This window comes from Vibrio sp. 970, assembly GCF_033339075.1.
Window position 1 is genome coordinate 36,712 of record NZ_JAWOTW010000007.1, and the last position, 20,453, is coordinate 57,164.

A 20,453-nucleotide genomic window follows, 5' to 3' on the forward strand; every position below is an offset into this window, starting at 1 on the left:
GCAGAAACGAATAGTGACAAGGGCCGAGCAATAAAAAAGAGCAGCGATTGCTGCTCTTTTAAAGTGATCAAACTTCAATTGTACGTGAATTGAGCTTTATTCTACGGCTTAGGAATCGCTGTACGCCATTGAGTCCAACCTTCTTCAGCTTGTGGATACAAAAAGAAAGATTGCCCACTCTTTGCCGCTGGTGGAATAGTCGATTGCTCTGGCGTTGAAAACGCAATTCCTCCGCGAACTAAACTATCAAAGGTTCCCGCTTTGATGTTAGCGCCAGTAAGCCCGATGGAAACATCTACTCCTGAAACATTCCAGAACACACTGTTTTGACGAACGAGGTAAGCATATTCAGGCTGTATTTTGATAGTCGTGACGATGCGATCAGCAAATTCTCCTAGGCTTACGTCGGTCACTTGGCCAACTTCCATCTGGCGGTAAAGAATAGGTGTACCGACTTGTACTGAGCCTCTTTGTTCACTTTGTAACGTAAACATGATTCCATGCACGCGTTCTGAACTATTTTCTAACTGAAAATCAAATTTGGCTTTACCTTTACCTGGTTCAACACTGATGGATTTCGACACCAACGCTCCGAGGTTTTTAACGCCACCTAAACCAATTTCTGGTTCAGTTAGCCAAAAATGTGAGCCTTCAACCGCAATGTTTTCTACGTATTCAGGTAGGATCCTTGCAGTGACTTCAACCATGTTACGACGAAAATTCGGTACAACCAGAGTGATTTCACCAACTTTAACACCTTGATATTCAATCGGCATTCCTTTAGCAATCTCTTGCGAACCGTCGGTTTCTAAAGCAATGACGCGCCCAAACTTGCGAGCGGTTTTTTGATCAGAATACAGCTTCCAGTTTTCTCCGATTTTGTTTTCAACGCCTGGCACGGAGTCAAAAGCAATGCCACCTTCGATTAACGACTTCAAAGGGTGTGCTTTCACACTGACGCCAGCTAATGATGCATCTATCTCAATCCCTGAACGATTCCAAAAAACGGTTTGTGGCGTTACAAGATAAGCGAAGCGGTTTTCGATAGTAGCCTTAATTAGTACTCCGCCATCAACTAGTTGGAAATCGGAGACGTTACCAACTGGAAGATTACGATAGAGTAGAGGGCTGCCTTTGGAAATCGGCGGCAATTCAGAAGCAAATAGTGTTAGCGCCCTAGAGCCACTTTGATTGTACTGCGCCAATTCAGCCAATGATTCATTTTGGAACAGTTGATACTCTTTTTGAATATCCTGCTTGCCTTCGCTCACAAAACTAATTGACCCGGTTAACAACTGCTTTGCTGGAGGAACGGTAACGCTGAGCCCGGATTCAGTTAACTCTGCTGATGCACTGCCGGTTACATAAAAACGATTGTTTGATTTGATCAGATGTTTGTATTCATGGTCAATCAATACATCCATAAATACTTCGTGTTGTGATTTTTTATCTTCCTTAACTAGGCCCACTTTGATGATTGAACCAACAACGATGCCTTTATAAAGTACATTGGCACCGCTATCTAGGCCAAACGAATTGTCGGACACCAACCGAATCGCGATGGACTTTTCTTGCTGTTGGTTAAACACGTTTTTACGAATGGCAGTAAAGCGGCGAGAGCGTTCACCCGCGCCCGGCACGATCGTTAAGAAGTTTCCTCGCACTAAATTAGCAATGTTTTCAACACCAGAAAGGGACACTTTTGCTTCTTCTAAGACAAATCGAGTACCTGTCGTCAGCATGTCACTAAAAGCGGGTTGAATTGCCGCTGACGCCAATATCACTTCTCGGCCTTCGGAAAGGCTCAAGTCCGTAACTTGGCCAATTTCGATTCCGCGATACATAATTGGAGCGCCTTCTCCGCTGATCTTGCTGTCATCAGGTAGGACGATTTTAACCGCGATGCCTCGACCAGCAGTTTTCAAATCTTTATACAAACGGAACTCGGTGTTCTCTTCTACAGGTTCACCATCATCCGGAGAGTCGACGGCGATGGCGCCACCTAGGAGGGCACTCATGCTTTCTAGTCTTACATCGACACCTTCAAAACCGATGCTGGCACCAATTCCACTGACGTTCCAGAATCGACTGCGGTTGTTAATGATATGTCGGTATTGATCCTGAATGTTGGCCTGAATAGTGATAGATTTTGCATCTTCATCTAGCTGGTAACTGTACACTTCACCGATTGGGATTTTCTTATAAACAATTTGAGAGCCAACCGATACACCACCTAAATCACGGCTTTTGAGCTTAATATTCAAACCTTGAGAAACACGTAAATCTGTTGGGGCAGAGTCTAACGCATGGAATGTTGTCTCAAACTCTTGACCATCTCCGGGTTGAATCGAGATGTAGTTACCTGAGACGAGCGCATCCAGTCCGGAAACTCCCGTTAGGCTAGCTGTTGGTTTTACTAACCAAAAGCGTGTTTTATCGTTCAGTAACTTTGCAGCTTCAGGATAGATATCAGCATCGACATAAATACTGCCGAGATCTTCGGTGAGGTTAATGTCTCTTACCATGCCGACTTCTAATCCTTGGTAACGGATAGTGGTTCGGCCGGCGACAAGACCTGCGGCATCAGAAAAATAGATTTGCACTCGTTGTCCTGCATCGTGTATCGACTTCACAACAAGCCAGCCAGCTAAGACCATGGTCAAAATTGGCAACAGCCAAAGAGGAGATATGCCTTTACTCCGCTTTACATCTGGTACGTATGACGTTTGAGAACTGTTCTGATCACTCATTCATTGACTCTTTTTCTGATTGTTTTGGGCTTGTTTGGTCCCAGATTAGCCTTGGATCAATACTTTCTGCTGCAAGCATGGTCAATACAACGACAACACCAAATGCTACCGCGCCATATCCTGGTGTGAAATCCAGTATCTGACCACGATCGACTAACGTCATCATGATAGAAATAACAAACAAATCCATCACAGACCATTTACCGATCCATTTAACAACAAAGTAAACCATCATTCGTTGTCTCTTAAACACCGAACGTTTGAATTGGATGTAAAGCATGATGTAGGCGAGCCCAAGTATTTTAATCACCGGGACAACGATACTGGCAACAAAAATGATCGCAGCGATTCCATACATGCCGCTTTTTACCAAACCAGCCACGCCTGAAAAAATAGTGTCCTCCAAACGCTTACCATTGGTAAGCAAGATGGAAATAGGGATCAGGTTAGCGGGGAAGATGGCGACCGTTGCTGCGATGAGGTAAGCCCATGTTTTCTGAATGGAGTTTGGCTTGCGATGATATAACTCGTGATGACAACGCTGGCAATGGTCACCTTCAGGCTGGGACAAGTGGCATTCATGGCAATGCACATCTTTATGCTCAAAAGCATATAAACTTTCTGGTTTCCAAGCTTCCCAATAACGACGCACGCTGATTCTTGAAACTAACAAAACGGTAAATATCTGCAAAAGAACCAGACCAATTAACCCTGGGCCGACGAAAATGTCGGAATAATCTTGGAGTTTAAAACAGGAAATGGCGATGCTAACTAAGAACACATCCAACATAACCCAATGCTTCAAATGTTGAATTAGCCACAGTGAGATACGAAGCCCACGGAACCATCGTTGATGTAAAGAAATATGCGCCGTTACCACTGAAACACAAACCGTCAGTGGCGCTAGAGAGCTACAAAATAGAATGAGCAATGAAAGAAGAACAAATCCTTCTTCCATCAATGTGATCATCCCTGAAGGCAGGGTTGCCGGAATCATCACACCAAAGAGTCGGATGCTAATAAAGTTAAAAAAGTGCGATGGAATAAATAGTAGGATACAGGTTATCGCGACGGCTAGATTACCAGAGAGGCTAGGGCTACCTCCTCGATATAATTGTGTACCACAACGAGGGCAGTGTGCATTTTTGCCATGGGGTAAGTCGACGATGTCGACAGGCAATTCACAACCTTGGCACAAACGTATGTTATTGGGTTGCATGGCGTGCTTAGACAGAGAGGTCATAACGACCTCTCTAGCTTGAACGATTTAAGCGTGGGACTGTATGCCCCCATATAAGGTTTGATATAAGCCTTCTTGCTCAACTAACTCACCATGAGTACCTGTTTGCGTCACTTTCCCATCTTCAAGCACGTAGATCAAATCGGCTTGTTTAACAGCGGATAGTCGGTGCGCAACGATTAATGTTGTTCTACCACGTAAGAACTCGGTCAGTGCTTTGTGTAAAGCCGCTTCAGTAGCGGTATCTAGCGCAGACGTGGCTTCGTCTAAAATAACAAATTGAGGATTACTCAGCACCATTCTAGCAATGGCAAGCCGTTGTCGTTGACCTCCTGACAAACGAATGCCATTACGACCAACTTGAGTATCCAAGCCGTGGTTCAGTTGGGAAATTACATCATGCAGCTGAGCCACTTCAAGCGCACGCCAAAGTGACATTTCGTCAAAATTACCACCAAGCGTTAGATTATGCCTCAAGGTGTCGTTAAATAGTATAGGTTGCTGTAATACCACGGCAATTTTGTCGCGAATTACTTCAAAGCCAATATCTTCTGTTAATTCATCATTAAAGCGAATGCTACCGGAGTTTTGACGGTAAACCCCAATAAGTAATTGTATCAAGGTCGACTTACCACCGCCGCTTGCACCAACCAACGCCACTTTCTTTCCTGCCGGCATATGTAAAGAAAGATTATCTAGGACTTTGTTTTCATTATTGTAAGAGAAATTAATGTTTTCTACTTTAACATCAACTTCTCTACCTTCTTTGAAAGGATTTACCTTAGGAACCGGTCTCTGCTCTTCTTCTAACTCTAATAAGTCGTTGATGCGTTTTAATGCGGCTTTAGCGCTGTACCAAGAAAACTGAATCCCAAGCAACTCTTGAACAGGAGACAGCATGAACCATAGGTAACCAAAAACGGCAAATATTTGGCCAATAGTAAGGTCACTGAGCATGACCATTAACATTGCGACAGCTCTGAACAATTCAAAGCCGATCAAAAAGAGAAGAAAAGAAACGCGACCAGCCGCTTCAGATTGCCAAGCATACTTGTCTGCATCAACGCGAACTTGGTTCGCACTGTCTTTGAGTTGTTGGAGGAATTCTCGCTCTTTATTGGCTGCGCGTAGTTGGTAGATTCCATCTAATGTTTCAACCAAACGGTTTTGGAAAATTTCAAAAGAATGATTTTCCTTCCGTTTCAGATGTTTAACCATACTGCCTAGTTTACGTGAGAAGTAAATGACAATAGGGTTAACTAACAGGATAAACAGACCAAGTCGCCAATCGAGCCAAAGTAGAACGATAGCAGTACCAATAACAGTCAGAAAACTGATAACGAATTTTGCTAACGTAGAACCAATAAATTTATCAATGGTCTCAATGTCAGTGATAAGGTGTGCGTTGATTCCTCCGCTACCTTTGGTTTCGTATTGTCGGATGCTGATACGGCCGAGTTTGTCGATCATTTTACTGCGCATCTCAAACGTGATGGTTTTTGAAACAAGCGTAAATTGTCGGCTTTGAAGGATATTTAATCCTTGGCTCGCAGCTCGCATAAGAACAACCAAGAACAGGGTGAAGAAAATATAGCCTGTCGGAGTGTGCCACGCTTCAGGGAGAATGGCATTCATGGCATCTAAGCCTTTTGCAGGTTGGTCCAATAAGACCTCATCAACCATCAAAGGCATGAGGAGGGGAATTGGAACACTAATCAAGGTTGCAAGCACCGCTATCAAGTTCGCTATGATCAGCTTGGACTTGTGCTTTTTTACTTGTGTTATCAACCAAGAACGGCTAATAGTGTCATTTTTCAGAAGCATTGTAATTGAGAATAAGTCCTATTATAAAGTAGGGCTGCATTTTAGCGCCATACATTGAGAATGGAAGCTTTTATAGTAAGTAGGAAGTTAATATGAACTTAGAACAATACCAAAGACTAACCAAACAAGCTGTTGCTCTAATTGAGTCTGAACCTGACTTTATTGCGAACCTAGCAAACTTGAGCTCATTGCTTTTCATGGAACTTGACGATCTTAACTGGGCAGGCTTTTACCTAACAAAAGGTGAAGAGCTTGTTCTTGGTCCGTTCCAAGGAAAACCAGCTTGTGTTCGTATCCCAATGGGTCGAGGCGTCTGCGGTACTGCTGCACAAACTAATACTATACAAAGAGTATACGACGTTCACGAATTTGAGGGGCATATTGCGTGCGATGCAGCGAGCAATTCAGAAATTGTGATTCCATTTTCTATTAATGGAAAGGTGGTTGGTGTACTTGATATTGATAGTCCAAGTATTGGCCGATTTAATGAAACAGACGAAGAAGGTCTCACTCATTTCATGGTTGAAGTAGAAAAGCTGCTTAATTCACACGCGAACGACGCATAAATTAGCCTTCGAGTGTGGTTTTTCCTTGGCATGTCACTATAATACGAGAATATTTTTTCTTAATGCTCGCGGAAATCCGCTCAAATCAGGACCCCTCATGACTGAAAAGTTAAAAAACAGCAAAGAAGTTATTGCATATATTGCTGAATGTTTCCCTAAGTGCTTTACTTTAGAAGGTGAAGCAAAACCTCTGAAAATTGGTATTTTTCAAGATCTTGCGGAACGTCTAAATGAAGACGAAAAAGTAAGCAAAACACAGCTTCGTGCAGCGTTAAGACAGTACACTTCATCATGGCGTTACCTACACGGTGTAAAACCAGGTGCAGTACGTGTAGACCTAGATGGCAACCCTTGTGGTGAGCTAGAAGAAGAGCACGTTGAACACGCGAAAGCGACACTTGCAGAAAGCAAGGCGAAAGTTCAGGCTCGTCGTAAAGAACAAGCACAAAAAGCTCGTGAAGAGGGTAAGGCGAAAGCGAAACCTGCGGCTAAAAAGCCTCAACAGCCTCGTCGTACTAATAAACCAAAAGTACAAAAAACAACTAAGCCTGTAGAAACGCGCGCTCTAAATGCTGATGAAATCACAGTAGGTAACGCAGTTAACGTGAACATGGGCAAAGGAAACATGGCAGCGACCATTGTTGAAATCAATAAGGATGATGTACGTGTTCAACTTGCTAACGGCCTACAAATGGTTGTGAAAGCGGAGCACTTGCGCGCATAAAGGAGATACTCCTACGCATGAATTGCCGTTCAAAAGTGACCCTGATTGCTGCTAGCTTATGGCTAGCAGCATCAGCTCAGGCTCTTGAAGCCAAACTACATAAAGATGACCTGCCGGTTCTTTCTCCTGAAGTTCAGCATGAAACAGCTAGCAAACGAGTCACCTCGCGATTTACCCGCTCTCATTATAAGCACTTCAGCCTCAATGATGATTTCTCTAAAGCGATCTTTGAACGCTATGTAGAGTTGCTTGATTACAATAGAAATATTTTCACTCAAGCAGACATCGATTCATTTAAAAATTGGTCAGTCGAGCTTGATGATCAGCTTAAATCGGGCAACAACCAAATTGCTTTTGATGTTTACAACCTCTCAATGCAGAAGCGTTTCGATCGTTTTGCTTATGCGTTAACTCTACTCGATGAAGAGATCAAGTTTGATACCGATGACGAGATAGAGTTAGACCGCTCTGAAGCCGCATGGCCAAAAGACGAAGCAGAGCTCAACGAGTTGTGGCGCAAGCGTGTGAAATATGACGCGTTAAATCTGAAACTGACTGGCAAAGAGTGGCCAGAGATTAAAGAAGTTTTAGAGAAGCGTTATAACAACGCGATGAAGCGCATCACACAGACCAACAATGAAGACGCATTTCAGTTGTATATGAATGCCTTCGCGCGACAGGTTGACCCTCATACAAGCTACCTTTCTCCACGTAATGCCGAGCAATTCCAATCGGAAATGAACCTTTCTCTAGAAGGCATCGGCGCCGTTTTGCAAATGACAGACGATTACACAGTAATTCGTTCACTTGTTGTTGGCGGTCCGGCATCAAAGAGTAAGCAACTTGGTGAAGGGGACCGAATCACTGGTGTTGGACAAGACGGTGAAGAAATTGTCGACGTGATCGGTTGGCGTCTGGATGATGTTGTTCAGTTAATCAAAGGCCCTAAAGGCACAAAGGTTAATCTACAGATCTTACCAGAAGGTAACGATGCGAAGAGTTACATTGTCACAATTGTTCGTGACAAAGTTCGCTTAGAAGATCGTGCGGTTAAGTCAGAAATCATCGAAAAAGACGGTAAGAAGATTGGTATTTTAGAAGTACCAAGTTTCTACGTCGGCTTATCGAAAGACACCGATAAATTACTAGCTGAGTTGAAAACCAAAAACGTTGACGGCGTAATCGTTGATCTACGCAACAATGGCGGTGGTGCGCTAACAGAAGCAACGGCATTGACAGGTCTATTCATTAAAGAAGGCCCTGTAGTTCAAGTCCGTGACAGCTATGGCCGCATCAAGGTGAATGCCGATACCGATGGAAAAGTGAGTTATGATGGCCCATTGACGGTATTGATTAACCGCTACAGTGCTTCAGCATCTGAAATTTTTGCAGCGGCAATGCAAGATTATAATCGTGCAATCATCTTAGGTGAAAACTCTTTCGGTAAAGGTACAGTTCAGCAACATCGTTCACTGAATCATATTTATGATCTTTTCGATAAAGAGCTAGGTTATGTTCAGTACACGATTCAGAAATTTTATCGTATTGACGGTGGAAGTACGCAAAATCGTGGTGTTGCACCAGATATTTCGTACCCAACGCCAATTGAGGCTTCTGAAACTGGTGAAAGTGTTGAAGACAATGCTTTACCTTGGGATCAGATTGATAAAGCACAATATCAAACGTTTCCAAGTAACGACGCCTTAGTTGAAAAACTTACTGCTCTTCATAACAAGCGTATTTCTGATGAGATGGAGTTCCGCTTTATCAATGAAGACATCGAGAAATATCGTAAAGAAAAAGACGATAATACTTTGTCTTTGAACGAAAAAGTTCGTAAAGCTGAATCGGATAAAGCGGAAGCCCTTCGATTACAACGCATAAATGAACGTCAAGTTGCTTTGGGTAAAAAAGCATTCAAAACATTGGATGACATACCAAAAGACTACGAGGCTCCTGATGTTTATTTAGATGAGTCTGTCGCGATTATGGTCGATCTACTTAAGCAGGAAAATCAGTCATAATAACTGGCAATTTAGAAAAAAAAGAGTGAGTCTTTCAGATTCACTCTTTTTTTATGCCTTTTTGTCTTCCGCTATCTCGATATCGAGCAAGATATTCGCTTATTTTCCCCCAATAATTTACGTGATCTACATCTAAAATTTCGCGAAAGTGAGGACTACTGGCTAAGCTAAAAGAAAACGATAAGGATGCCGATATGAAGTGGTTCTTTATTTTACTTAGCTTTTGCTGCTTTAGTGTGTTTGGTGGAGAAAACACCAGAGAAGATGAATTAAGTCACTTTGACACGCCGTTTCTCATCGGAGACTGGTATTTAATGAACCCAAACCCCGAAGAGTCGGCTGAAAACTTTCGCGCGATCAAACTCTCATTAGGTTCTGACTACAGCTTTTCTATTGATATTCAAAAGAAAGACTATTCCGTTGACCATTGGGAAGGGCTGTATAACGCAAATGAAGACACCATCGTTCTTGGTTTAAACACCGACGAGCCTCAAATTTATGCGTATCGCAACAACCATAATACGCTTGATCTTAATGGTGTAACATTCACTAAGGGATTATCCAATTCACTTGCAGGTATTTGGTCTAGCTCTCACGTATCTGGCGACGGTCTTGTGGCAAACAACATTAATCAGATGGATTTGATACTTCAACCTGATTTCGTGTTCATGTTTAGGGTTTCGAACGAAGAAGGGGATGAGTCCATCAAACAAGGTGTGTTTTACACAGAAGATGAGTTTCTGGTTCTGTTGTATGAAAATGGCGAGCATGGAACCACGTATAAGCTCAACAAGAATGAGCTAACGATCGAAGATTCCAATGGTGATATGTACGCCGTACTCAATAGAGTTACGCCATGATGCCTTTAACATGCGCCAAATTACGCGTGCGTACGGTAAGTCATTAATGTTGTTTAAATGTTAATCAAAAAACGGAGCTAGAGCACTAAAAGCTCCGTTTTTTGATGGAAAGACTTGTATTCTGATACCACAACCCCTACAAATAGCTTATATAGTGATACCAGAACTGCATTTTTGATCATGCAGTCTGGTATTTTTGTTGTTCGACATACAAGGACTTATGCTCATGTCTCAAGCTCCCCTGGCCAAATATCGTAAAGATTATAAAGAGCCATCTCATGCGATTACTGATATCGATCTTACTTTTGATCTATATGACAATGACACAATCGTTACGGCGGTATCAAAAGTTGCTCAAAAAGGCGATACAACAACGCTAGAACTCGATGGCGAAGGGCTTGAGCTACGCGCTGTAAAAGTAAATGGTGAGGATTGGGCTCATCACGAGGTGAAGGAGTCATCGCTGGTACTGACCGATCTTCCATCCGAGTTTGAACTTGAAATCGTCACCAAAATTGATCCTGAAGCGAATACAGCACTCGAAGGTTTGTACAAATCAGGCGGCGCATTTTGTACTCAGTGTGAGGCTGAGGGCTTCCGCCGTATCACGTACTATCTAGACCGTCCGGATGTTCTAGCAAAATACACAACAAAAGTGATCGCAGATAAAGCGGCTTACCCATATTTGCTGAGCAATGGTAACCGAATTGCAGAAGGTGATGCAGAGAACGGTCGTCATTGGGTTCAATGGCAGGATCCGCATCCAAAACCAGCTTACTTGTTCGCCCTTGTTGCAGGCGACTTTGATGTATTGCGTGACAAATATACAACGATGTCAGGTCGCAGTGTTGATTTAGAAATCTTTGTTGATAAAGGTAACTTAGATCGTGCAGGTCATGCGATGACATCGCTGATCAACTCGATGAAGTGGGATGAGGAACGCTTTGGCCTGGAATACGATCTGGATATTTACATGATCGTTGCTGTTGATTTCTTCAACATGGGTGCAATGGAAAACAAAGGCTTGAACATTTTTAACTCAAAATATGTTCTGGCGAACGATCAAACTGCGACAGATCGTGATTATTTAGGCATCGAAGCTGTGATAGGTCATGAGTACTTCCACAACTGGACTGGCAACCGTGTCACTTGTCGTGATTGGTTCCAACTAAGTCTAAAAGAGGGCTTAACCGTATTCCGTGACCAAGAATTCTCTTCTGACTTAGGCTCTCGTGCTGATAACCGTATTGATAACGTACGTATTATTCGTGGTCCTCAATTTGCGGAAGATGCAAGCCCAATGTCTCACCCGATTCGTCCTGACAAAGTCATTGAGATGAATAACTTCTACACGCTAACGGTGTATGAAAAGGGCAGCGAAGTTATTCGCATGTACCATACACTCCTTGGCGAAGAGGGCTTCCAAAAAGGAATGAAACTTTATTTTGAACGTCACGATGGTACCGCCGCGACGTGTGAAGACTTTGTTTCTGCAATGGAAGATGCCACCGGTGTTGATTTAAAACAGTTCCGTTTGTGGTACAGCCAATCGGGTACACCAACGCTACGCGTAAATAGCGAATACAACGCTGATGCAAAAACTTACGCACTAACGGTAGAGCAATTTACGGAGCCGACGCAAGACCAAGCAGAAAAACAAGCGCTGCATATCCCGTTCGATATCGAGTTGTATGATTCGAAAGGTCAAGTTATCCCACTGATGAGTAACGGTGAATTTGTTCATAACGTGCTGGATATTAAACAAGATAAGCAAACGTTCGTATTTGAAAATGTCGAAGAACAGCCAGTGCCATCTTTGTTGCGTGAATTCTCGGCACCAGTCAAATTAGAATACGATTACAGCGATGACGAGTTAGTCTTCTTGATGAAGCACGCAACGAACGATTTTGCTCGATGGGACGCTAGCCAAATGCTATTGGCTAAATACATTCGTCAGAATGTGAAAAACGTTCAAGCGGGACAAGAAGTATCGCTTTCTGAAGGTGTGATAGATGCTTTCCGCGGTGTGCTGTTGGATGAAACGCTTGAGCCAGCTTTCATTGCTCAAGTTTTCTCTATGCCTTCAATCAATGAGATTACTGGTTGGTACCAGAAAATTGATATCGATGCCGTAGACAAAGTGCTAAACAGCATTACAGTGTCACTTTCTAAGGAATTAGAAGATGAGCTAAGTGCGACTTATCACACGCTTAAGCAAACAGAGTATACGATCGACCATGCTGCTATTGGCAAGCGTGCTTTACGTAACCGTTGCCTTCAGTACCTAGCATATACGGAAAAAGGTAATGATTTAGTCAACGCGCAGTACGCATCTGCAAATAACATGACAGATACGATTGCTGCGATGAGTGCCGCAAATAACGCTCAGCTCGAGTGTCGTGAAGCACTTATGGCTGATTATAGCGATAAATGGAAGCACGATGGTTTGGTTATGGATAAGTGGTTTGCACTTCAAGGTAGCAATCCTGCAGAGGATGCTCTTGAAAAAGTAAAAGCAACCATGAACCACGAAGCATTTAGTTTGAAAAATCCGAACCGTACGCGCAGCTTAATTGGCTCGTTCTTAGGTGCGAACCCTGTACGTTTCCATGATAAATCCGGTGTAGGTTACCAATTTGCCGGTGAAATTCTTCGCCAACTAAATGATTCGAACCCACAAGTAGCTTCTCGAATGATTGATCCTTTGCTTAAGTTCCGTAAATACGATGAAGCTCGCCAAGCAATGATTCGTGCAGAACTTGAAAAGCTCAAAGCAATGGATAATCTTGCTAAAGATCTATTCGAAAAAGTGACTAAAGCACTAGACGAATAGTAAACAACACAATAGGGTGGTCATTAAGGCCACCTTATTTGTTTATGTCACTTAGTTTTCACTTCATGAACTATTACTACTTCAATCTCAACATTTCATATCAAACGTTTTTATCTCATTATTCTGGTGCGGCAAGTGTTGTTCAAGTTGTCACACACAACGGTTTGCGTTTGCAGTTACCCGCCGCGAGATTTAGACCATTTCTTAGTCAATTGGGCGTTAGAGGCCAGTTTAGACTAACAACTGACCAAAATAATAAGTTTCTTAAGTTAGAAACTCTGTGATGTATTGTATTTGCAGAGAGTTAAATAGGAATCTTAGTCACAGAATCGGACATTTCACCTCTTACCACTACGATTAGTTGTTAAACATTTGTAATTATGCTTTTACAATGGGCACATGCATTACCTATGCTTAGTTTCTAAGGTAACAACCTAGCTACTAAGTCCCCCTACAAAACAACAATTCTAATGTGGAGTGTGAATATGACCGCGCGTGAAAATGTAGTGCCGGTTCTGCTTGAAAAGGTTTACCAACTGATTCAAGACAAACTCGAGCTTTCTCACCAAACGCTTGTAACTAAACTTGCTCAACACTTATTCAGTAACATTGCTGATGATGATCTAATTCAGCGAAACGAATCCGACCTTTATGGTGCTGTCGTTAGCCTTTGGCACCATATCAATGAAAAAAAACCAGAAGAGATTTCGGTTCGAGTATTTAACCCGACCGTAAGTCGTCAAGGCTGGCAATCCACACACACAATCGTAGAAATTGTTGTTCCAGATAGTCCATTCTTAGTGGACTCAGTCAAAATGGCTTTAGCACGTTTGGATCTTGTTTGTCACCTAATGTTGAATAACCCAACACAGATTCAGCGTGATAAAAAAGGCCAAGTTACAGACGTAAACGGTGAGGGTGGTGTTCTTCAATCACTTTTCCACATAGAGGTAGACCGCCTTACTAGTAAAGACGAGATGCAAGCGCTTAAAGAAGAGCTGTTAAGAATTCTATCTGATACTCGCTTAGTCGTTGATGACTGGAAGCAGATGGTTGATAAGCTTAAGTTTGTTACTGATGAACTTGAGAAAAATAAAGATCGTGTTTCTATCCAAACTGATCGTATGGATGAAACGATCGCATTTCTTCGTTGGCTAGAAGATCATAACTTTACCTTTATGGGTTATAAAGATTATGACTTAAAAGAGGTCAATGGTGATACCGAACTTGTTCCTGCTAAAGAAAAAGGACTAGGTCTGTTTGCTGATGACAAGCGCGTGCGTAGCGTCAAGCTCTCTGAATTATCAGATTCAGCGCGATTAGAAGCGAAAAAACCATACGCTCTGATCATCACCAAAGGTAACAAAGCATCTCGTATCCACCGTCCAGCTTATACTGATTACATCGGTATTAAGAAGTTTGATGAAAACGGTAAAGTAATAGGTGAGCATCGCTTTACTGGTTTATATACCTCCGCCGTTTACAACCAAGCGGTACAAAGTATTCCTTTGATCCGTGAAAAAGTTGACCGTATCCTTGAAGCAAGTGGATACCGTCACGGATCATACTCATACAAAGCATTGCACAATATCTTAGAAAACTACCCACGCGACGAGTTGCTTCAAGCTAATGAAGAAGAGCTGCTTGAGGTGGGAATGGGTGTTGTACAAATGCAAGATCGTGACTTGCTGCGTTTGTTTGTTCGTAAAGACCCATTTGGTCGTTTCTTCAGTTGCATGGTTTATGTCACTAAAGATCGTTACAACACAGAATTGCGTCGTCAAACTCAACGCATTCTTAAGCAGTACTTTGGTTGCGAGCAAGAGGTTGAATTTACAACGTACTTCTCAGAAAGCCCACTAGCGAGAACACATTACATTGTTCGTGTAGACAATAACAACATTGACGTAGACGTGAAAAAGATCGAGCAAAATCTAATGGAAGTTTCTACCTCTTGGGATGACAGACTAAAAGAATCCATCATTGCTAACTTTGGTGAAAGTAAAGGCCTTCCTCTTTCAAAAGAATATATGAGTGCGTTCCCTCGCTCATACAAAGAGGACATGATGCCAGGTTCTGCGGTTGCAGATATCGAGCGCTTAGAAGCGTTAAGTGATGATAATAAACTTGGCATGTTGTTCTACCGACCTCAAGAAGAGGGTGCAGATTCCAAAGCTGTCCGCTTAAAGTTATACCATCGCGATGAACCAATTCACCTTTCTGACGTAATGCCGATGTTGGAAAACCTTGGTTTGCGTGTGATTGGCGAATCGCCATATGAGATCGAGAAAAACAACGGGCAGACTTTCTGGATCCTTGACTTCTCTATGCTGCATAAGAGCGAGAAAACCGTTGACCTTCGTGAAGCTCGTGATCGTTTCCAACAAGCATTTGCTGCCATTTGGGCGGGTAATCTTGAAAGTGATGGTTTCAACCGATTGTTATTAGGTGCGTCTTTATCTGGCCGTGAGATTTCCATTCTTCGCACTTACGCACGATACATGCGCCAAGTCGGCTTCCCATTCAGTCAGCAGTACATCGAAGATACGCTAAGCCACTACCCAGACTTAGCGACAGGTTTAGTCAAGCTGTTCACCAAGCGATTTGATCCGAAACACAAAGGCAGCGAGAAAGGCCAAAACGATCTAATTAAAAAGCTAACAGAGCAGTTGGATCGTGTAGAGAGCTTGGATGATGATCGTATTATTCGTCGTTATATTGAAATGATCATGGCGACGCTTCGTACCAACTACTACCAAGTAGACGAGAATAAGCAGCCTAAGCCTTGGTTATCTTTGAAAATGAAGCCAAGCGATATTCCTGAGATTCCGCAGCCTGTACCTGCATTCGAGATCTTTGTTTACGCACCAGATATTGAAGGTGTTCACCTTCGTGGTGGAAAAGTGGCTCGTGGTGGTTTGCGTTGGTCAGATCGTCAAGAAGACTTCCGTACGGAGATTCTTGGCTTAGTAAAAGCGCAACAGGTTAAGAACACTGTAATTGTACCAGTGGGTGCAAAAGGCGGCTTCGTTTGTAAACGCCAGCCATCTCTCACCACTCGTGATGAAATTTTTGCGGAAGGTCAGCGTTGTTACAAACGCTTTATCCGTGCACTGCTAGATGTGTCAGATAACATCATTGAAGGAGAGGTGGTACCACCACAAAACGTTGTTCGTCACGATGAAGATGACCCATATCTAGTAGTGGCTGCCGATAAAGGCACAGCAACCTTCTCAGATTTGGCAAACTCTGTTTCTGCAGAATACAACTTCTGGCTAGGTGACGCATTCGCTTCAGGTGGTTCAAACGGTTACGATCACAAAGCAATGGGTATCACCGCAAAAGGTGGTTGGGAATCTGTTAAACGTCACTTCCGTGAAATGGGCATCAACTGTCAGACCACTGATTTTACTGCAATCGGTGTAGGTGATATGGCAGGTGACGTGTTCGGTAACGGTATGCTGTTATCGAAGCATATTCGATTGCAAGCTGCGTTTAACCACATGCATATCTTTATTGATCCAAATCCAGATTCAGCCAGCAGCTGGGAAGAGCGTAACCGCTTGTTTAATCTGCCAAGATCAAGCTGGGAAGATTACAACAAAGACTTGATCTCTCAAGGTGGTGGCATCTTCTCTCGTCGATCAAAATCGATCCAGTTGACGCCAGAAATTCAGAAAATGTTAGGTACGAAGAAAGCATCTTTAGCGCCTAACGATCTGATAAAGATGATCTTGAAAATGAAAGTCGATCTTCTTTGGAATGGTGGTATCGGCACTTACGTTAAATCATCGACAGAAACTCATACAGATGTTGGTGACCGTGCTAACGACATGCTGCGCATTGACGGCCGTGACTTAAGAGCCAAAGTGGTTGGCGAAGGTGGTAACCTGGGTATGACTCAGCTTGGTCGTATCGAATACGCACTAACTGGCGGTCGAGTGAACACGGACTTCGTTGATAACGTAGGTGGCGTTGACTGTTCGGATAATGAAGTCAACATCAAGATCTTCCTCAATGGACTGGTTTCAAATGGCGATCTTACGGTTAAGCAACGTAACCAAATTCTAGAGTCTATGGAAGACGAAGTGGGTGAAATTGTCTTGGATGATGCTTACCGTCAGTCGGAGTCGATCTCTGTTACTGAACAGCAAGGTGTTGGCATTGTTAAGGAGCAAATTCGATTCATCCACACTATGGAGAAAGCAGGGTACTTGGACCGTGCTCTCGAATACATTCCTGATGATGAAACGCTAATCGAGCGTGAAAAACAGGGACTAGGTCTGACTCGCCCTGAGCTATCAGTGTTAGTTGCCTACGGTAAAATGGTACTTAAACAGCAACTTGTTACGGATGAAATCGCAAATGATGAATTCCATGCAAAACAACTTGTTGAATATTTCCCAAGTGCGTTACGACGTAACTATAAAGATCAAATGGTTAATCACCCACTGCGAGCTGAAATTATCGCTACAGCATTGGCTAACCAGATGGTTAATGAAATGGGCTGTAACTTCGTTACTCGTTTGCAAGAAGAAACTGGTGCAAGTGTTGTCGATATTGCCAACGCTTACAGTGCGGCTAGAGAAATCTTTGATTTAGAAGAAATCCTCAAGCAAACTCGCAAACTTGATAACGTTGCGACAGCGCAAGCTCAATACGAAATTATGTTTTACGTGCGCCGAGCACTGCGTCGAATTGCACGCTGGTTGCTTCGTAACCGTAGCGGCAAATGCACGGTCGGTGAGTTGATTGCTATCTACAAGCAAGATGTCAATGTTATCACTGAAACCCTAGACACTATGTTAGTTGAGTCTGAAGTTGAAGAACACAATGAGTTGGCTCAAGGTTGGATAGAGAAAGGGGTTGAAGAGAAACTCGCTCACCAAGTTGCCCGCTTATCAAGCTTACAATCTGCACTGGATATTTCATCAGTAGCAAGTGAAACAGGTAAAACGGTTGAGCAAGCATCGAAACTCTACTTTAACTTGGGTGACCGTTTATCGTTGCATTGGTTCTTGAAGCAAATTAATAGCCAAGCCGTTGATAACAACTGGCAAGCACTTGCAAGAGCGGCATTCCGTGAAGATCTGGACTGGCAACAACGTCAACTTACCGCTCAGGTACTGACTTGTGGCTGCTCAACCGAAGAGCTTGACGTGATGGCTGCGTTAGAAGATTGGATTGAAACTAACGAGCAATCGTTGCACCGCTGGGAGAGTATCTTAAACGAGTTCAAAGTTGGCTCAGTACACGAATTTGCTAAGTTCTCTGTAGCACTTCGAGAGCTAGTACTTTTAAACCTCAACTGCTCATCGAAAGAGTAGTGGAATAATCAAGTCATAAGTAAAAGCCTCGTTATTTAACGGGGCTTTTTATTATCTATTATTCACATTTGGAACGAAAATAGTTACATTGTCACATTTAATTGAAATTAAAACAGAGTGAAATCGATTGCTTTTAAGCGGTTAGTTACGATTTTTATCGCAGAAACTTGATTGTAATTGTTTGTTTTATATTTAAAAATCTTATAAAGATATAGGTTTTTACTTATTACGTTCATTTTCATTGAATTACGATGAAAAACGGTAAATAATATTGTCCCGTTTATACGGGGCTTTTTTCTTTCGGAGGCACAATGCTTTACCGTCTAGCCAGAACTGGCTTTTTCCAACTCGATGCCGAGAAGGCACATGATCTTGCAATCAAGAACTTCCAACGCTTTAACGGCACACCACTTGATCTCTTTTACCGCCAACAGTTACCAACTCGTCCAGTTGAGTGTATGGGTCTAACATTCCGTAACCCTGTTGGTCTTGCGGCTGGTTTAGATAAAAACGGCGAATGTATTGAAGCATTTGATGCCATGGGCTTTGGCTTTGTCGAAGTCGGCACTGTAACGCCACGACCACAACCAGGTAATGATAAACCACGCTTATTCCGTTTAGTGGAAGCAGAAGGGATCATCAACCGCATGGGCTTTAATAACCTAGGCGTTGATAATTTGATCGAGAATGTTAAACGAGCAAAATTCAATTGTGTTCTCGGAATTAATATCGGTAAAAATAAAGATACGCCAATTGAGAAAGGGGCAGAGGACTACCTGATTTGTATGGAAAAAGTGTATGAGTATGCTGGCTATATTGCAGTAAACATCTCATCGCCAAACACTCCAGGTCTTCGTTCACTTCAATATGGTGAAGCGCTTGATGAACTGCTTTCCGAATTAAAAGCGAAACAAGCGGAGTTATCAGAGAAGTACAACAAGTATGTCCCGTTAGCATTAAAGATTGCGCCAGATTTAAGTGACGATGAAATCTGCCAAATTTGCGATTCTTTATTGAAAAACAATATAGATGGTGTGATCGCGACTAACACAACTTTGGATCGCACGATCGTAGAAGGGATGAAACACGCCAATGAGGCAGGTGGCTTGAGTGGTCGCCCTGTGCAATCACGCTCTACGGAGGTCGTACGTAAGCTTCATGAAGAGCTTGGAGACAAACTTCCAATTATCGGTGTTGGTGGTGTAGATTCCTATGTTGCAGCCAAAGAAAAGATCATGGCAGGCGCTAAACTTGTTCAAGTCTACACTGGCTTTATTTACCACGGCCCAGGTCTCGTACGTGATATTGTTAAGAATCTTTAACACATACATCAAAAACTACTGAAAAATCAGTACCTGTTACATAAAAAAGAGGACTTTGTTTCCTCTTTTTTTTTATCCGTTCGTTTGTAGAATTTAAAAATCACGAGTAGGTAATTAAGCGTCTTACCTCTTTACCACTGATTTAACTAGTCAAGAGAGAACGGAATAATGCTTAAACCCAGCGACAAATGGAATTGGTATTTTGACGAGCAAAAAGCTTGCTTAATGCTGGATCTGGGGGAGGAAATGATTTTCCAAACCAATCTATCCCGAAAATTGTTGGTTAACTGTGCCTTCTCAAACAGTGAATTTACCGTTGATGACGCCAGCGCATTTCAAACGTTTAATGAGCGCATTCGCTGTCTCGATATCAGTGAATATCGCCAAGCTGAATTAACACTGTATTGTGTTGCTGCAAAGCGTTTTCATAAACCTGTACAGCCTAAGAGCTGGTTCTTCGATGCACAGTCCTCTGATTATGAACCTCAAGAAGGGGACATGGTCTTTCTCACAAATCAATATTCTGATGGTATGTTCATCGTTCTAGAACCAGGCGAAACATCGAGCTTATGTGCTTATGTTAACCAAGAAGCCTTTGTTCTTGATGGCAATAAGGCGCTTCAATTTGGGCAGCCGATTAAAGTAATGCATGATCGCATGGCTTGTGCAAACCACCTCTTTGCAATGACCCCTATGGCAATGGTGGGTTGAAGCTGTTTAATTTTTCTTTATTTCGTTCCTTTGTTTGCCTTAATCGACCTTATTGGGTCGATTTTTTTTGTCCTTTCCTCTGACACTCCAATCCGAAAGACCATGAAACTGTTTGTTTTCTATGCATGCAAACATGAAGCTGGTCACTTTTATTTTACTTATTTCAATTTGATTACTCCTTTAATTAGGCAACCTAGCGCCTAAAACAACCCTATTTATTCCCCTATAAAGGGTATTTGTAAGTAATTTACATCAACCAATCCCGACTGGTG

Annotated in this window: 12 protein-coding genes; 9 read left to right on the forward strand and 3 right to left on the reverse strand. The window is 42.6% G+C overall.

Going from position 1 to position 20,453, the window contains the following annotated elements:
• Positions 1 to 101: 101 nt before the first annotated feature.
• The 3 genes from R7Q11_RS12310 to R7Q11_RS12320 are packed head-to-tail and all read right to left on the reverse strand — an operon-like array spanning position 102 to position 5,814.
• A complete protein-coding gene (locus R7Q11_RS12310) occupies positions 102 to 2,750 on the reverse strand; it encodes an MlaD family protein (protein WP_017634276.1) in 2,649 nt (882 codons plus the stop codon).
• Positions 2,743 to 3,993, reverse strand: a complete 1,251-nt coding sequence (locus tag R7Q11_RS12315; protein WP_225466470.1) for a paraquat-inducible protein A — start codon at positions 3,991 to 3,993, stop codon at positions 2,743 to 2,745. The genes R7Q11_RS12310 and R7Q11_RS12315 overlap by 8 nt, the downstream gene beginning before the upstream one ends.
• Positions 3,994 to 4,017: 24 nt before the next feature.
• Positions 4,018 to 5,814 carry an ABC transporter ATP-binding protein gene (locus tag R7Q11_RS12320; protein WP_225466471.1) on the reverse strand — a complete coding sequence of 599 codons (1,797 nt, stop codon included), beginning with the start codon at positions 5,812 to 5,814 and terminating at the stop codon, positions 4,018 to 4,020.
• A gap of 92 nt (positions 5,815 to 5,906) precedes the next feature.
• Between R7Q11_RS12320 and R7Q11_RS12325 the strand changes: the two genes are divergently transcribed.
• The 9 genes from R7Q11_RS12325 to R7Q11_RS12365 all read left to right on the forward strand — a co-directional run bounded on the left by R7Q11_RS12325 (position 5,907) and on the right by R7Q11_RS12365 (position 20,181).
• On the forward strand, positions 5,907 to 6,380 hold the full coding sequence (locus R7Q11_RS12325; RefSeq protein WP_005377433.1) for a GAF domain-containing protein: 474 nt from the start codon (positions 5,907 to 5,909) through the stop codon (positions 6,378 to 6,380).
• Positions 6,381 to 6,477: 97 nt separating this feature from the next.
• Positions 6,478 to 7,104 carry an RNA chaperone ProQ gene (gene proQ / locus R7Q11_RS12330; RefSeq protein WP_225466472.1) on the forward strand — a complete coding sequence of 209 codons (627 nt, stop codon included), beginning with the start codon at positions 6,478 to 6,480 and terminating at the stop codon, positions 7,102 to 7,104.
• 17 nt (positions 7,105 to 7,121) lie between these two features.
• Positions 7,122 to 9,128, forward strand: coding sequence for a carboxy terminal-processing peptidase (gene prc / locus R7Q11_RS12335; protein ID WP_017634279.1), 2,007 nt, complete (start codon positions 7,122 to 7,124; stop codon positions 9,126 to 9,128).
• Positions 9,129 to 9,322: 194 nt separating this feature from the next.
• A complete protein-coding gene (locus tag R7Q11_RS12340; protein ID WP_005377438.1) occupies positions 9,323 to 9,988 on the forward strand; it encodes a hypothetical protein in 666 nt (221 codons plus the stop codon).
• 226 nt (positions 9,989 to 10,214) lie between these two features.
• Positions 10,215 to 12,821, forward strand: coding sequence for an aminopeptidase N (pepN, locus tag R7Q11_RS12345; protein WP_225466473.1), 2,607 nt, complete (start codon positions 10,215 to 10,217; stop codon positions 12,819 to 12,821).
• A 65-nt stretch (positions 12,822 to 12,886) separates the two neighbouring features.
• A complete protein-coding gene (locus R7Q11_RS12350) occupies positions 12,887 to 13,105 on the forward strand; it encodes a DUF2835 domain-containing protein (RefSeq protein ID WP_005377440.1) in 219 nt (72 codons plus the stop codon).
• A gap of 201 nt (positions 13,106 to 13,306) precedes the next feature.
• On the forward strand, positions 13,307 to 18,148 hold the full coding sequence (locus tag R7Q11_RS12355; RefSeq protein WP_225466474.1) for an NAD-glutamate dehydrogenase: 4,842 nt from the start codon (positions 13,307 to 13,309) through the stop codon (positions 18,146 to 18,148).
• Between the two features lie 311 nt (positions 18,149 to 18,459).
• Positions 18,460 to 19,470 carry a quinone-dependent dihydroorotate dehydrogenase gene (gene pyrD / locus R7Q11_RS12360; protein WP_017634281.1) on the forward strand — a complete coding sequence of 337 codons (1,011 nt, stop codon included), beginning with the start codon at positions 18,460 to 18,462 and terminating at the stop codon, positions 19,468 to 19,470.
• A gap of 168 nt (positions 19,471 to 19,638) precedes the next feature.
• Positions 19,639 to 20,181, forward strand: coding sequence for a cell division protein ZapC (locus R7Q11_RS12365; protein WP_005377444.1), 543 nt, complete (start codon positions 19,639 to 19,641; stop codon positions 20,179 to 20,181).
• Positions 20,182 to 20,453 lie beyond the last annotated feature (272 nt).

Coding starts and splice junctions, on each gene's coding strand:
- R7Q11_RS12325 (WP_005377433.1), top strand. CDS start 5,907: ATGAACTTAGAACAATACCAAAGACTAACCAAACAAGCTGTTGCTCTA.
- R7Q11_RS12315 (WP_225466470.1), bottom strand. CDS start 3,993: ATGACCTCTCTGTCTAAGCACGCCATGCAACCCAATAACATACGTTTG.
- prc (WP_017634279.1), top strand. CDS start 7,122: ATGAATTGCCGTTCAAAAGTGACCCTGATTGCTGCTAGCTTATGGCTA.
- pyrD (WP_017634281.1), top strand. CDS start 18,460: ATGCTTTACCGTCTAGCCAGAACTGGCTTTTTCCAACTCGATGCCGAG.
- R7Q11_RS12365 (WP_005377444.1), top strand. CDS start 19,639: ATGCTTAAACCCAGCGACAAATGGAATTGGTATTTTGACGAGCAAAAA.
- R7Q11_RS12320 (WP_225466471.1), bottom strand. CDS start 5,814: ATGCTTCTGAAAAATGACACTATTAGCCGTTCTTGGTTGATAACACAA.
- R7Q11_RS12310 (WP_017634276.1), bottom strand. CDS start 2,750: ATGAGTGATCAGAACAGTTCTCAAACGTCATACGTACCAGATGTAAAG.
- R7Q11_RS12350 (WP_005377440.1), top strand. CDS start 12,887: ATGAACTATTACTACTTCAATCTCAACATTTCATATCAAACGTTTTTA.
- pepN (WP_225466473.1), top strand. CDS start 10,215: ATGTCTCAAGCTCCCCTGGCCAAATATCGTAAAGATTATAAAGAGCCA.
- R7Q11_RS12355 (WP_225466474.1), top strand. CDS start 13,307: ATGACCGCGCGTGAAAATGTAGTGCCGGTTCTGCTTGAAAAGGTTTAC.
- R7Q11_RS12340 (WP_005377438.1), top strand. CDS start 9,323: ATGAAGTGGTTCTTTATTTTACTTAGCTTTTGCTGCTTTAGTGTGTTT.
- proQ (WP_225466472.1), top strand. CDS start 6,478: ATGACTGAAAAGTTAAAAAACAGCAAAGAAGTTATTGCATATATTGCT.